The sequence below is a fragment of the Kribbella sp. VKM Ac-2568 genome, assembly GCF_004345365.1.
Lineage (GTDB): Bacteria > Actinomycetota > Actinomycetes > Propionibacteriales > Kribbellaceae > Kribbella > Kribbella orskensis.
The window spans coordinates 286987-300620 of record NZ_SLVF01000012.1 but is presented as its reverse complement, the minus strand read 5'-3'; the positions used below and the strand labels follow the sequence as shown (position 1 = coordinate 300620).

Here is a 13634-nt window from a genome sequence, read left to right as displayed (position 1 = left end):
CGTTCAGTCCTCGTCGTGCGGTGTCGTTCGCTGTCGATCTCTGTCTACCGGCCGGGTCCGACAGTTTTCGGCGAGCACCTCGCCGGGACTCCCGGACCGCCGGCCGTTCGACCGGCCCGAACACCTGTTCGATCGAACGCCTGTACGAATGATTAACCGGCAGACGCGGTGTACGCAACCATTTCCGACCAGGACACGCCGTGGAAATTCCCTGTCGGCGGGGCTCTATAACCTGACACGCGAACAAACGTGCGAACCGACACGCCTTCGAACAGATGTTTGAAGAATCTCAGGATTCGGTCTACGGTCTTCTCAGTCGACAAAGCAAGGCCGGTGCCCGACCGCCGGCCCGACCCGAGGAGTTGCCACCGATGGCCAGGACGCCGAGCGGTTCCAGCAAGGACGATCGCACCACTGCGAAGGTCTCCGACAAGACCGTGTCCGAGCTACCCGACGGCCCGGCCGACGCGACCGGCCTGACGCCTCGCCAGCGGCGTGTCCTCGACGTCATCCGCGACTCGGTCGACAGCCGTGGCTACCCGCCCTCGATGCGGGAGATCGGCGAGAAGGTCGGCCTGACGAGTTCCTCCTCGGTGTCGCACCAGTTGCGCGTGCTCGAGCAGAAGGGCCTGCTCCGCCGCGACCCGAACCGCCCGCGCGCCATCGAGGTCCGCTACCCCGGCGAGGTCGCCGACGCGGCCCGGCGCAGCTCCCTCGGCGCCGTCCGGCAGACGTCGTACGACGAGACGGGTGCCGGTGACGCGCACCCGGCCGCCGCCTACGTTCCGGTGGTCGGCCGGATCGCCGCCGGTGGCCCGATCCTTGCGGAGCAGGACATCGAGGAGGTCTTCCCGTTGCCCAGGGCAATGGTTGGCGAAGGCACCTTGTTCATGCTGAAGGTCAAGGGTGAGTCGATGATCGAGGCCGCGATCTGCGACGGCGACTGGGTCGTGGTGCGCCAGCAGCAGACCGCTGACAACGGTGACATCGTCGCTGCCATGATCGACGGCGAGGCTACCGTGAAGACGTTCAAGAAGACCTCGAACCAGATTCTGCTGCTGCCGCACAACCCCGCTTTCGAGCCGATCGACGGCAAGGACGCGACGATTCTCGGGAAGGTCGTAACAGTTCTGCGGCGTGTCTGACATCGCAGACGGCGAGCGGAGTCGGGCGTGTCATGTCAGGATTGAGACTATGACGACTGTCTATGACTTCAGCGCCACCCGGATCGAAGGCAATGAACAGTCTCTTGCCGACTTCCGCGACCAGGTGCTCCTGGTGGTGAACACGGCCTCGCAGTGCAGCCAGACACCGCAGTACTCCGGGCTCCAGAAGCTGTACAAGACGTACCGCAAACAGGGCTTCTCGGTGCTCGGCTTTCCCTGCGACCAGTTCGGCCACCAGGAGCCAGGCGACGAGAACGAGATCGCGAACTTCTGTTCGACGCTCTATCACGTGACGTTCCCGATGTTCGCCAAGATCGACGTCAACGGCTCCCGGACGCTTCCGCTGTTCAACTGGCTGAAGCGAGAGCAGGGCGGCCTTCTCGGCGGGCGGATCAAGTGGAACTTCACCAAGTTCCTGATCGCACGCGACGGTAGCGTGATCGCGCGGTATGCGCCGACCCACACGCCGGAGAAACTCGCGGACAAGATCGAGGCTGCTCTCGCGGTTCCAGCGCCGAGCCGGCGGGAATCGAACGATTGACCGTTCTGCCCACGGCAGGTGGAATCGTTGCCCGATTTGCTGAGACACACCGTGAATCACTGTCTCAGTCAGCCAGCGGTAGATCTCACCATGGGCAAGTGAGGCAGAACGCATTTCCCTCTTGGCGCATTTCTCTCTGGGTTGGTCTTTGGCGTTTGGTCCTGACTGATGGGCAGGTCAGAGAACCACTGATTCCGGGTCGATGTCCAGGCGGAGGCCACGCCAGACCGGGTGGCGAAGGCGGCCGTCGCCGGCCCAACCGGAGAAGGCGACTTCGGCGACCAGGAGTGGGTCGAGCCAGTGCGCGGCGCGGCGGTCCGGGGTGGGGACCGAGGAGGCGTCGAACGGTGGTCGGTCGATCTCGAGGGCGGCCAGTTCCGCGCTGAGGACCTCGAGCATTGCGAAGTCCAGACCTGAGCCGACCTTGCCGATCAGAACGAGTTCGCCGCCGGGCTCGGTGTAAGCGCCGCAGTAGAGCGAGCCGATCCGCCCGGCCCGGTTCCCCTCCCCCGGATGCCAGCCACACAGGATCACATCACGCGTCTGGATGGGCTTCACCTTCACCCAGTCGTGGCTGCGTTTCCCTGGCAGGTAGCGGGATCTGCGCCGCTTGGCCACCACGCCTTCGAGACCGGTCGACGCCGACAGTTCGAGCGCCTCGTCACCGTCCGCGTACGCCGGTGGCACCTCCCAGAACGGATCCCCGATGTCGAGCGAGTCCAGCAGTCCGCGCCGATCGTCGTAGGTTGCGTCCAGCAACGACTTTCCGTCGAAGGTGAGCACGTCGAAAACCCGCACTGAAACAGGCACCTGGTTGATCAACTGCGCGAGGTGTCGCGGATCGCGCACGTGCATCCGCCGCTGCAACAGCCCGAACGACGGTGCCCCGTTCTCGTCGAGCGTGACGATCTCCCCGTCCAGTACTGCGGGCAGCACCAGGCCCGGCGCGTTCGCCAGGCCGAGCAGCTCGGGGTAACCGCCAGACACGTCGCGGCTGTTCCTCGACCAGAGCCGGCAGACGCCTTCGTCGACCTCGGCGATCACCCGGATGCCGTCCCACTTCATCTCGTACGACCAGTCCGCCCCGGACGGCATCGGGCCGACCGCCGCCATCATCGGCAGCACCGGGGGACCGGACGCGGGACTCACGAGTCCTGGAGTCTCTTCAAGGCGCCGAGCACCTTCTCACGATCGGCTGTCGGCCACATCGGCGGCAAGGAGGCGCGCAGGTAGCCGCCGTACCGGGCGGTGACGATGCGCGGGTCGAGGATCGCCACCACGCCGCGATCGGTGGTCCGGCGGATCAGACGACCGGTCCCCTGCGCGAGCAGCAACGCGGCGTGGGTCGCGGCGACGGCCATGAACCCGTTCCCGCCTGCCTCGTCCACGGCTCGCTGCCGGGCGGCCATCAGCGGCTCGTCCGGTCGCGGGAACGGCACCCGGTCGATGATCACCAGGTTGCAGGTCGAGCCCGGTACGTCGATGCCCTGCCAGAGCGAGAGCGTCCCGAACAGCGAGGTCTCCGGGTCCTCCACGAACTCGCGCGACAACTCCCCCAGTTGCGCGTCACCCTGGCACAGCACCTTCAGGTCGGTTGCCTCGCGGACGGCAGCCGTCGCCGCCTCGGCCGCCCGGCGGGACGAGAACAACCCGAGCGTGCGGCCACCCGCGGCCGTGATCAGGTCGACGATCTCCTCGAACTGCTTCTTGCCGAGCCCGTCGCGATGCGGCGGCGGAAGGTGCTTGGCGACGTACAGGATGCCCTGCTTCTCGTACTCGAAGGGCGAGCCGACGTCGAGCCCGCGCCACGGCAGCGGGCCGGTCTCGGACTCGTCGTCAACCTCGGGCATCTCGTCGTCGCCATCGAGCTTGTCGGCCGGGCGCAGGCCGACCTGCCGCGCGATCGCGTCGAAGTCGCCGCCGAGCGTGAGCGTCGCCGAGGTGAGCACGACGGTCCGGTCCTTCAGCACCAGTTCGCGGAGCAGCCCGGCGACGGTGAGCGGCGCGATCCGCAGTTCGCGGCCGAACCGGTCCCGGTCGACCATCCAGACCACGTCGAGATCGCTCAGCGCGGCCACCCGCTCGGCGACGTCGAAGATCTCCTTGACCGCGCCCTTCGACTGCCGCTTGGCGCCGTCCGGGTCGTCGTCCTTGTCGTCGGACTTCTTGTTCAGGTCGGAGTAGATCCCGCGGGCGGCGTCCCGGACCAGCGCCGCCGCCTCGAGCACCACCCCGTTGGACGCCTCGATCCGGCCCTCGCGGGTCTCCTCCAGGGCGGCGCGCAACGCGTCGGAGGCGTCGATCAGGTCATCGGCCTTGTCGTCGTCGACGAACCGGCGGGCGCGTTTGGCGGCGCGCTCGACCATCTGCGGCGAGAGCTCGTCGCCGGCCGCGCCGGTGACCCGGGCCGGGAGCTCGTGCGCCTCGTCGACGATGACCACGTCGTGCTCGGGCAGCACCGTGCGGTTCTCGAAGGCGTCGATCGACAGCAGGGCGTGGTTGGTGATGACGATGTCGGCCTTGCGCGCCTGCTCCTTGGCCTTCTCGGCGAAGCACTCCTCGCCGTACGGGCACTTCTGCGCGCCGAGGCACTCGCGCGCGGCGATCGCCACCTGCTGCCAGGCCTGGTACTGGTGGGACGGCGCGTGGTCGCGGTCGCCAGCCTCACCGTCGAGCAGTTGCTGCTCGGCCCAGTCGCGCAGCTCGAGCACCTGCTGGCCGATCGGGCCGGCCGGCGGCACGTCGATCAGCATGCCGTCGTCGTCCGGCGCGCCTTCGCGGATCCGGTGCAGGCAGGCGTAGTTGTTCCGGCCCTTCTGGATCGCGTACGACGGACGCCGTGGCAGCAGCTTCTCCGTGGCGTCGAGCAGGGCCGGTACGTCGCGGTCGACCAGCTGCGACTGCAGCGTCAACGTGGCGGTGGAGACGACGACCCGGCGCTCCTCGACCGCGTGGATCAACGCCGGCACCAGGTAGCCGAGCGACTTCCCCGTGCCGGTGCCGGCCTGGACCAGGAGGTGGGATCCGTCGTGCATGGACCCGTTCACCGCCTCGGCCATCTCGACCTGACCCGGACGCGTCTGACCACCGATCCCGGAGACCGCGGCCTCCAGCAGTTCCCGCACCTCGACACCCACCGCATCACCCTAGCCGGGTTCGGGGACAGTTTTCGGCGACGGGCCCCGACCCTGTGGACAAGCCGCTTCTGGTACGACGCGCGCTCCTCCCGACGAGGTGAAAGTCTGTGGCCCCACCCCTCGGAAGGAGTGAGGCCCACAAGGTGGCGTTCTAGACGACGGCGCCGCGGTCGGGTTCGGCGTCCCTGTCCCGTTGCTTGACCTTCGGGCGGGGTGGCGGGGCCGGATAGCGCTTCTCCAGCTCGACCAGCAGCGGGGCCGCGGTCAGGTTGGAGGAGTAGGTGCCGACCAGGATGCCGAGCAGCAGCGCCAGGGCGAAGTCGCCCAGCGAGTCACCGCCGAGGAACAGCAGCGCGGCGAGGATGAAGAGCGTGCTGATACCGGTGTTGATGGTCCGGGGCAGCACGTTCACGATCGCGGTGTCGACCACCGGCCCGAGTGCCTCGGTGGACCGGGCGTTCCGGGTCTCGCGGATCCGGTCGAACACCACCACCGAGTCGTTCACCGTGTAACCGATGATCGTCAGCATCGCCGCGAGGAAGATGCCGTCGACCGGCTTGCCGGTCCAGGCGAACACGCCGACCACCACCGCGACGTTCTGCAGCAGCGCCAGCACGGCACCCGCGCCGAAGGTCCAGCGGAAGCGCACCGCGAGGTACGCCAACTGGGCCAGCAGCGCGACTCCCAGCGCGATCAGCGCCTTGTCGCGCAGTTCACTGCCGAGCGACGGGCCGATGCTCTCGTTGCGGATCAGTTCGGTGCCGCCACCGATCCGGGAGATCGACTCGCGGATCTTCTCGGCCTCGTCGTCGCTGATCGTGCCGGTCCGGACGGTGATGTCGTCGGTGCCGGAGGCCTGCACCACCGCGTTCGGGTACCCCGCCTCGGCGACCGCCGCGCGGGCCTGGTCCGGGGTGATCTGCTGCGCGGTGCTCACCTCGAGCAGCCGCCCGCCGGTGAACTCGATGCCGAGGTTGAGACCGCGGATCCCGACGCCGGCGAGGCTGACGACGATCGCGACGGCGGTGATGATCAGCCAGCGCCGGCTGTGCTTCATCAACGCCGGCCGCTTGGCCTCCAGCCAGGTCCGGACCCGGCCGTGACCGGCGATCCCGCTGATGCCCGGATGGTTCAGCACGAACTTCCGGGAGACGGCGAACTCGGCCAGCACCCGGGTGACGACCAGCGCCGACAGCATCGAGGCGAGCACACCGATGCTCAACGTGACACCGAAGCCCCGGACCGGACCGGCCGCCAGGAAGAACAGGAGTCCGGCCGCGAGCAGGGTGGTGACGTTGGAGTCGGCGATCGCGGACAGCGCGTTCTGGAACCCGCTGCGCAGGGAACGGCGCAGCCCGTCGGTCCGGCCCCCGATGTAGTCCTCACGTGCTCGTTCGAAGACCAGCACGTTGGCGTCCACCGCCATCCCGATCGCGAGCACGAAACCGGCCAGACCCGGCAGGGTCAGGGTGGCCCCGAGCGCGGTCAGCGCGGCGTACGACAGGCCCGCGTAGGCGACCAGGCCGAAGACGGCCATCAGGCCGACGAGGCGGTACACGATGGTGATGAACAGGGCGGTCAGCGCGACGCCGATGATGCCGGCCAGCGCGCTCGCCTGGATCGCGTCCTTGCCCAGCGAGGGCCCGACCACCCGCTGGTCGATGACCTGGACCGGGACCGGCAGCGAGCCGCCCTCGATCAGCGCGGCCAGGTCCTTGGCCTCCTCCTCGGTGAAGGAGCCGGTGATCGTGCTGGTGCCGCCGCCGATGCCGATGTTGCAGAGCTGGCTGCCGCCGTTCGGGTCGACCTGCGGTGCGGTGATCACCTCGTTGTCGAGCACGATCGCGACCCGCCGCTGCGGCGACCCGACCGGCTCACACGCGGCCTTGCCGGTGATGTCGGCCCAGATCTTGCCGCCGTCGTCCTTGAAGTCCATCTGGACGAACCAGCCCTGTGCCGCCTGCGCGGGATCGATCAGGCCGTCGGCGCCGCTGACCTTCTCACCGGTCATCGCGGGCTTGGCGAGCCGCAGCAGGCCGGCGCCGTCGTCGCTGGGCAGGTACAGCTCCCCCGCGGCCGGCTTGGCGGGCTTCTGCGCGACCTGGTCGAGCACCTGGTGGAAGGTCAGCTGGGCGGTCTTGCCGATCACCTTCGCCGCCTCGCGCGGGTCCTGCACGCCGGGCAGCTCGACGATGATCCGGCGCTCGCCCTGGCGGGTCACGCTCGGCTCACTGACACCGAGCGCGTCGATCCGGCGGCGCAGTACCTCGAGCGCCTTGTCGGTGGTCTCCTGGTTCGCCTTCACCGTGGGCGAATCGCTCGCCTCGAGCACGATCTGGGTGCCACCGCGCAGGTCCAGGCCCAGCTCGGGCTTGGCGGTCAGCACGGTGTACGTCGACGCCGCGAGGATGAGGAACGCGAACAACGCGCGGACCAGGGACGACCGGTTCACTGACTTCCTCCGGAAGGTGGGCACCCGCTGTGCGGATGTCGTGACACAGAGCAGACCACTGGAAGTGGAAAGGCTCAGTGTACGAACGAACACAAGCCCCGGGTCGTCCCCCGCGAGCGGCGGCGGCAACCCGTCGTACAAGCCTGCACCGGTTGTCAGGGCACAAGTCGCACATCGAGACCAACGCGACCCCGAACGTGGCCAGCGGCGGCACCACCGGCGCCCCGGTGAACCGCCTGCTCTACAGCAACGGCCTCTAGAGCAACGGCCTCTAGCTACTGCTCGCTCGTGTCGATCCCGTGCTCGATGGCGTAGCGGACGAGTTCCGCACGGTTGTGGAGCTGTAGTTTCCGCAGGGTGTTCTGCACGTGGTTCTCGACGGTCCGGTGGGACAACACCAACCTGGTGGCGATCTGCCTGGCCGTCAGACCACGAGCCACCAGCCGCAGTACCTCTGTCTCCCGCTCGGTGAGCTGCGGCACCTCCGGCCCAGCTCCGAGCCGCCTGTACTCCCCCAGGAGCAACCCGGCCAGCCCTGCGCTGAACACGGCGTCGCCTTCCGCAGTACGCCGTACTGCGTCGTCGAACTCGTCCAGGGACGCCGACTTCACCAAGTAGCCGGAGGCACCGTTCTTCACGGCGGCCAGTACGTCGGCCTGCTCCGCGCTGGCCGACAACACCAGAACCCGGGTGTCCGGCAGCGCGGCGGTGATCTCGCGGGTGGCGTCGACGCCCGAGCCGTCGCCGAGCTGGAGGTCCATCACCACCACGTCCGGCCTGGTCGCCTTGGCGATCCGGATGCCGCCAGCCACGTCCGCCGCGGTCGCGCAGACGTCGTACCCGCGACTGCCGAGGTCCCGCGCGACGCCCTCGCGCCACATCGGATGGTCGTCGACGATCATCACCCGTGTCGTCATGCAGTGGTCACCTTCATCTCCCACTCGGTACCTTCGCCCGGAGCCGTCCGGACCGTGACGCTGCCGCCGAGATCGGTGATCCGGCCGCGGATCGACTGGCTCACCCCGAGATGCCCGTCGGATCCCGCCCGCAGCAGCTGGTCGGGCGTCGTACCGGAGCCGTCGTCGCGGACGGAGAGCAGCACCTCGCCACCGAGATCCTCGACCACCACCCAGCAGCGGGCCTCCGGGCCCGCGTGCTTGTCCACGTTACTCAACGCTTCCTTGACCGCGGCAACCAGTTCGGTCGCCGTCGCGGTCGGCAGCAGCACTTGCTGAGCAGGCACCACCACGTCCACCCGGGGGGTTGCCAGCGGCAACAACAGCATGCACAGGTCGATCCGGCCGCGGTCGCCGCTGACCGGGCGGGAGGCCATCAGGGTGCGCAGGGCAACCTCCTGCTCGGCGGCCAGGGCGGCGAGCTCCACCGCCTCCCCACCGATCGCGGTGCCCCGCCGCTGCACCTGCGCGAGCACCTGCAGTACTCCGTCGTGGATCGACCGGCTGAGGCGGAGTCGCTCGGCCGTGGCGCTCTCGGCGGCGATCGCCTCCCGCAACCTGGCGTTGGCGCGCCGCATCGTGGTCGCGGCGTACCCGACGACCAGGCCCGCGACCAGCAGCAGTTGAACGTTGCTCAGGACCTTCGACACGTTGTCGAACCCGCGGAGGGAAAGCAGCGCGAGACTGACGGCCGCGGCGCCGAGCAGTCCCCCGTCGCGGCCGCGGGAGATCGCCAGCGCGAGCACCGGCCCGGCCGCCCAGACCGAGGTGAGGACGGAGGCGCCGCCACGGATGTCGACCAGCGGCTGGGCCAGCAAAGTCATGTACATGCAGCCGATGGTGACGATCAGGTCGGCGAAGGCCAGCCGGGTGTTGCGGCGTCCCCAGTGCCGGCTGTACCCGATGGAGGCGATCACCGTCCACAGACCCATCACCACCAGTTGGATCACCGCGCCGGTGGGGTTGCGGATGCCGTCCCAGCGGGTCCACACCCCGAAGACGGCGAAGCCGTAGGTGATCACCCTGAAGACCACCAGGGCCCGCCACAACGGCAGCAGCAGGTCGGCCGAGTCACCCCGGTTCCGGCCCACGTCCTGCCGCGCAGCGTTCATGTCGCACAGTGTGCCAATTCCCCGGGCCGCGACGCTGCGTCATCGTACTCCAGTGCCCTGAGTGGTCTTACTCAGATCGTGAGTGCATGATTCCCCGCTGTTGCGGAACTTTTTGGCGCGAACCACTTCAGCACGGCCGATTTTCCCCGTACTGTCGCGGCAATCGACACGCTCGGGGGAGCCATGAACACGCCGCGTCACCACGCGCGGCGTGCTTTTGAGGAGCAGGGAGAAAAACGTGCGCAAAGTATCTGCCGGGCTGTTCAGCCTGGCTCTCGCGGCGACGTTCGGACTGAGCATGAGCTCGGCCGGCAACGCCGCACCGCCCAGGGCAGTCGGTACGGCGCCGGTCGCGAGTGAGGCCTCGGCTCCGGACGAACTGCCCAACCCGCAGGAGGACAAGCGGCGCGAGCTGCGTGAGGAAGCCCTCACGAAGGTCCTCAACGGCACCGCCAAGGCGGAGAAGCGCGGCACCAGCACCGTGGTCAAGCTGGGCAAGAAGACGGCCGGGGCCAAGGGCGAGAGCAGTGCCAAGGCGGCCAAGGTCGACCAGTACGTCGAGCTGAGCCGGGAGAAGACCGACCGGATCTTCGTCGTGCTCGCCGAGTTCGGCAACGAGCGGCACCCGAGCTACCCCGACCAGGACACCGCACCTGGCACCCCTGGCCCCACCACCTTCGAGGGCCCGCTGCACAACGCCATCCCGGAGCCGGACCGCGCGGTGGACAACTCCACCGTCTGGCAGGCCGACTACAGCCCCGAGCACTTCCGGCAGCTGTACTTCGGCGCCGGCGCGAACGTCAACTCGGTGAAGAACTACTACGAGAAGCAGTCGTCCGGGCGCTACAGCGTGGAGGGCACCGTCACCGACTGGGTGAAGGTGCAGTACAACGAGGCCCGCTACGGCCGGTCCAACGGCTTCCCGTGCACCGGCAACGTCTGCAACAACACCTGGGCGCTCGTCCGCGACTCCGTGAACCAGTGGGTCGCCGACCAGAAGGCGGCCGGCCGCACCACCGCGCAGATCACCGCCGAGCTGAAGACGTTCGACCAGTGGGACCGCTACGACTTCGACGGTGACGGCAACTTCAACGAGCCCGACGGCTACATCGACCACTTCCAGGTCGTGCACGCCGGCGGCGACCAGGCCGACGGCGACCCGCACCAGGGCGAGGACGCGATCTGGTCGCACCGCTGGTACGTCGGTCTCGCAGGCGGCCCGGCCAACAACCCGGCCGGCGGCACCCAGCTCGGCGACACCGGCCTGTGGGTCGGCGACTACACGATCCAGCCGGAGAACGGCGGCATCAGCGTCTTCGCGCACGAGTACGCGCACGACCTCGGCCTGCCGGACGAGTACGACACCTCCGGCCCGGCCATCGAGAACGGCGTCAACTGGTGGACCCTGATGGCGCAGAGCCGGGTGGGCGCACCGACCGACGGCGGCATCGGCGAGCGCGCGGCCGACCTGAACGCCTGGGACAAGCTGCAGCTCGGCTGGCTGGACTACGAGATCGTCCGTGCCGGTCAGGACAAGACGCTCGACCTCGGCCCGCACGAGTACAACTCCGCCAAGGCCCAGGCCGCGGTGGTCACGCTGCCGAAGAAGAGTGTCACCACCGCGCTCCAGACACCGCCCGTCGGCAGCAAGTCATGGTGGAGCGGACGCGGCGACGAGTTCACCCACACGATGAACCGCCAGGTGACCCTGCCGGCCGGGACAGCGACGCTGACCATGCAGGCGAACTGGGAGATCGAGGACTGCGACACGACGGCGTGTGACTACGCCTACGTCGAGGTCAACGACGGCACCGGCTACAAGCCGATCGCGGGCGACATCACCAACCCGGCCGAGGGCAACGGCATCGACGGCGAGAGCAACGGCTGGGTACCGGCCACGTTCGACCTGTCCGCCTACGCCGGCAAGACGATCGGCCTGCAACTGCGCTACACCACGGACGCGAACACTGGTGGCTTCGGCTTCTTCGCGGACGCGATCAAGGTGACCTCGGGCACGACCACGCTGGTCGACTCGGGCGCGGAGGCCTCCCCGGAGGGCTGGACGCTGAACGGCTTCAGCTCGCAAGGGGCGACCATCACCACCCTGTACGACAACTACTACATCGCCTCGCACCTCAACTACGTCTCGTACGACCAGTACCTGAAGACCGGCCCGTACAACTTCGGCTTCGGTGCGGCCCTGCCGGACAAGGTCGAGCACTTCCCGTACCAGGACGGCCTGCTGGTCTGGTACTGGGACACCTCGCAGGCGAACAACAACACCAACCAGCACCCGGGTGAGGGCCTGATCCTCCCGATCGACTCGCACCCGGACCCGATCAACCGTCTCGACGGTCAGATCTGGCGCCCGCGGGTGGCCGGCTACGACGCCCCGTTCGGGCTCGAGAAGGCCGACAGCTTCACCCTGCACGTGAACGGCCAGCCCAGCTACATCCGTGGCCAGGACGGCGTCTCCACGTTCAACGACAGCAAGTCGTACTGGAACCCGCTGCAGCCGCAGAACGGCGTCAAGGTGCCGAACAACGGCGTCAACATCAAGGTCCAGTCGCGCACCGACACCTCGATGAAGATCAAGATCTCCAGCCGCGACTGACGGCCTGAGGATCTGGATGCCCTGATCTGATGCCCTGAGCAACTGACGGCGGCCGGTGGTTCCCCTGGGGGAATCACCGGCCGTCTTCCTGTCACTGGCAGTGCTAGGCAGAACAGAGTGAGGTACGCCTGCCCGGACGAGGCGACAGTGGAGAAGCCCGGAGAACACGCTCCGGAAAGACCCCTTGGAAGGGACTTCTCCGATGACAGTCGTCGAGCTGACCGCGGCCGACCCGCAACGGATGACCGGCCCGCGACAACGGCTCACCCTGCTCGTCCTGCTGACCGCCGGCTTCACCCTCGCGGTCGACTTCTCCATCCTGAACGTCGCACTGCCGGTGATCGGCCAGGACGTCGGCTTCTCGCTGGCGAACCTGCAGTGGATCGCCACCGCGTTCGCCCTCTGCGCAGCCGGATTCACGCTGCTGTTCGGCCGGGTCGCGGACCTGTTCGGCCGCAAGCGGATCTTCCTGACCGGGATGGCGTTGCTCGGCATCGCCTCGCTCGTCGGCGGCATCGCCACCGCGCCACCGGTGCTGATCGCCGCCCGCATCGCCCAGGGCCTGGCCACCGCCGCGGTCACCCCGGCCGCGCTCTCCCTGCTGACCACGTCGTTCCCCGAGGGACGGCTGCGGGAACGGGCTCTGAGCCTCAACGGCGCGCTGATGGCCGCCGGATTCACCACCGGCGCGATCCTGGGTGGCCTGCTGACCGATCTGCTCAGCTGGCGGTGGGCCTTCTTCGTCAACGTCCCGGTCGCGGCAATGGTGCTGGCGGTCGCCCCTCGGGTGCTCGTCGAGACCCGGCTGGACCGGCGGCCCCGGCTGGATCTCTGGGGCGCTCTGTCGGTCACTGGTGGTCTGCTGGCCCTCGTCTACGGCCTGACGCGGGCCGGCGAGGAATCCTGGGCGGATGGCCGGGCTCTGATAGCTCTGGCCGTAGGCGTGCTGTTGCTCAGCCTGTTCCTGCTGATCGAGCGCCGCGTCGACGCTCCGCTCGTACCGCTCCGGGTACTGCGCCGGCCCAACGTCCGCTGGGGCAATCTAGCCGGCCTGCTCGCCTTCGTCACCGAGACCTCGCTGGTCTTCCTGCTCACCCTCTACCTGCAGCGGGTTCTGGGCTACTCCCCGCTGATGGCCGGGCTCTCGTTCGCGGTACTCGGCGTCGGCACTGTGGTCGGCGGGTCCATCGCCCCGAAGGTGCTCGGCAGGTTGGGCACGCGCAGGACGATCGTGGCGGGCTTCCTGCTCCAGGCCGCGGCGACCCTGCCGCTCGTGCTCCTCGGCCGGTCCGACGGCTGGATGGCGCTGCTGCTGATCGCCACCTTCATCGGAGGCGTGGCCAACCTCGTCGCCATCGTCGGATTCATGGTGACCGCGACGTCCGACCTGCCGAACGAGGTGCAGGGCCTGGCGACCGGGCTGACGACGATGAGTCAGCAGGTCGGCATCACGATGGGCATCCCGGTCATGAGCGCCATCGCCACAGCCGCGATGAGCGGCGGCGACGGCCCTGCCCAGGTGCTCACCGGAGTCACGACGGCGATCTGGGTGAACGCGGGCCTGTGCGTCCTGGCCGCGGTCCTCACGCTCGCCTTCCTCCACCCGGCGAAGGCGGCCTGACATGTGCTGCCACGAGAAAGTCACCGGCTGGGCCG

At 68.5% G+C, this 13634-nt stretch carries 9 protein-coding genes; 4 read left to right on the top strand and 5 right to left on the bottom strand.

Features of this window, described 5'->3' with window-relative positions:
- The first annotated feature begins 371 nt into the window (after window positions 1–371).
- Both lexA and EV648_RS32005 read left to right on the top strand, forming a co-directional pair.
- Window positions 372–1145 (top strand): transcriptional repressor LexA, encoded by a 774-nt coding sequence (gene lexA / locus EV648_RS32010; protein WP_132298847.1) that lies wholly within the window; start codon window positions 372–374, stop codon window positions 1143–1145.
- A gap of 49 nt (window positions 1146–1194) precedes the next feature.
- On the top strand, window positions 1195–1707 hold the full coding sequence (locus tag EV648_RS32005; protein WP_132298846.1) for a glutathione peroxidase: 513 nt from the start codon (window positions 1195–1197) through the stop codon (window positions 1705–1707).
- A 177-nt stretch (window positions 1708–1884) separates the two neighbouring features.
- Here EV648_RS32005 and ligD read toward each other — a convergent pair whose 3' ends face one another.
- The 5 genes from ligD to macS all read right to left on the bottom strand — a co-directional run bounded on the left by ligD (window position 1885) and on the right by macS (window position 9364).
- Window positions 1885–2856, bottom strand: coding sequence for a non-homologous end-joining DNA ligase (gene ligD / locus EV648_RS32000; protein ID WP_241995787.1), 972 nt, complete (start codon window positions 2854–2856; stop codon window positions 1885–1887).
- Window positions 2853–4832 carry an ATP-dependent DNA helicase gene (locus tag EV648_RS31995; protein WP_132298883.1) on the bottom strand — a complete coding sequence of 660 codons (1980 nt, stop codon included), beginning with the start codon at window positions 4830–4832 and terminating at the stop codon, window positions 2853–2855. The genes ligD and EV648_RS31995 overlap by 4 nt, the downstream gene beginning before the upstream one ends.
- A gap of 163 nt (window positions 4833–4995) precedes the next feature.
- Window positions 4996–7296 carry a protein translocase subunit SecD gene (secD, locus tag EV648_RS31990; protein WP_132298845.1) on the bottom strand — a complete coding sequence of 767 codons (2301 nt, stop codon included), beginning with the start codon at window positions 7294–7296 and terminating at the stop codon, window positions 4996–4998.
- Window positions 7297–7571: 275 nt separating this feature from the next.
- The gene (locus EV648_RS31985; RefSeq protein ID WP_132298844.1) at window positions 7572–8213 is read right to left on the bottom strand and encodes a response regulator transcription factor; all 642 of its coding nucleotides are present in this window, start codon (window positions 8211–8213) and stop codon (window positions 7572–7574) included.
- On the bottom strand, window positions 8210–9364 hold the full coding sequence (macS, locus tag EV648_RS31980) for a MacS family sensor histidine kinase (protein ID WP_132298843.1): 1155 nt from the start codon (window positions 9362–9364) through the stop codon (window positions 8210–8212). Before macS ends, EV648_RS31985 begins: the two co-directional genes overlap by 4 nt.
- A 238-nt stretch (window positions 9365–9602) precedes the next feature.
- Here macS and EV648_RS31975 point away from each other — a divergent pair, with 238 nt between their 5' ends.
- A complete protein-coding gene (locus tag EV648_RS31975) occupies window positions 9603–11978 on the top strand; it encodes an immune inhibitor A domain-containing protein (RefSeq protein ID WP_132298842.1) in 2376 nt (791 codons plus the stop codon).
- Between the two features lie 202 nt (window positions 11979–12180).
- Complete coding sequence (locus tag EV648_RS31970) at window positions 12181–13599, top strand: MFS transporter (protein ID WP_199234924.1); 1419 nt, start codon at window positions 12181–12183, stop codon at window positions 13597–13599.
- The last annotated feature ends 35 nt before the right edge of the window (window positions 13600–13634 follow it).

Coding starts and splice junctions, on each gene's coding strand:
- EV648_RS31985 (WP_132298844.1), bottom strand. CDS start 8,213: ATGACGACACGGGTGATGATCGTCGACGACCATCCGATGTGGCGCGAG.
- lexA (WP_132298847.1), top strand. CDS start 372: ATGGCCAGGACGCCGAGCGGTTCCAGCAAGGACGATCGCACCACTGCG.
- EV648_RS31970 (WP_199234924.1), top strand. CDS start 12,181: ATGACAGTCGTCGAGCTGACCGCGGCCGACCCGCAACGGATGACCGGC.
- macS (WP_132298843.1), bottom strand. CDS start 9,364: ATGAACGCTGCGCGGCAGGACGTGGGCCGGAACCGGGGTGACTCGGCC.
- EV648_RS32005 (WP_132298846.1), top strand. CDS start 1,195: ATGACGACTGTCTATGACTTCAGCGCCACCCGGATCGAAGGCAATGAA.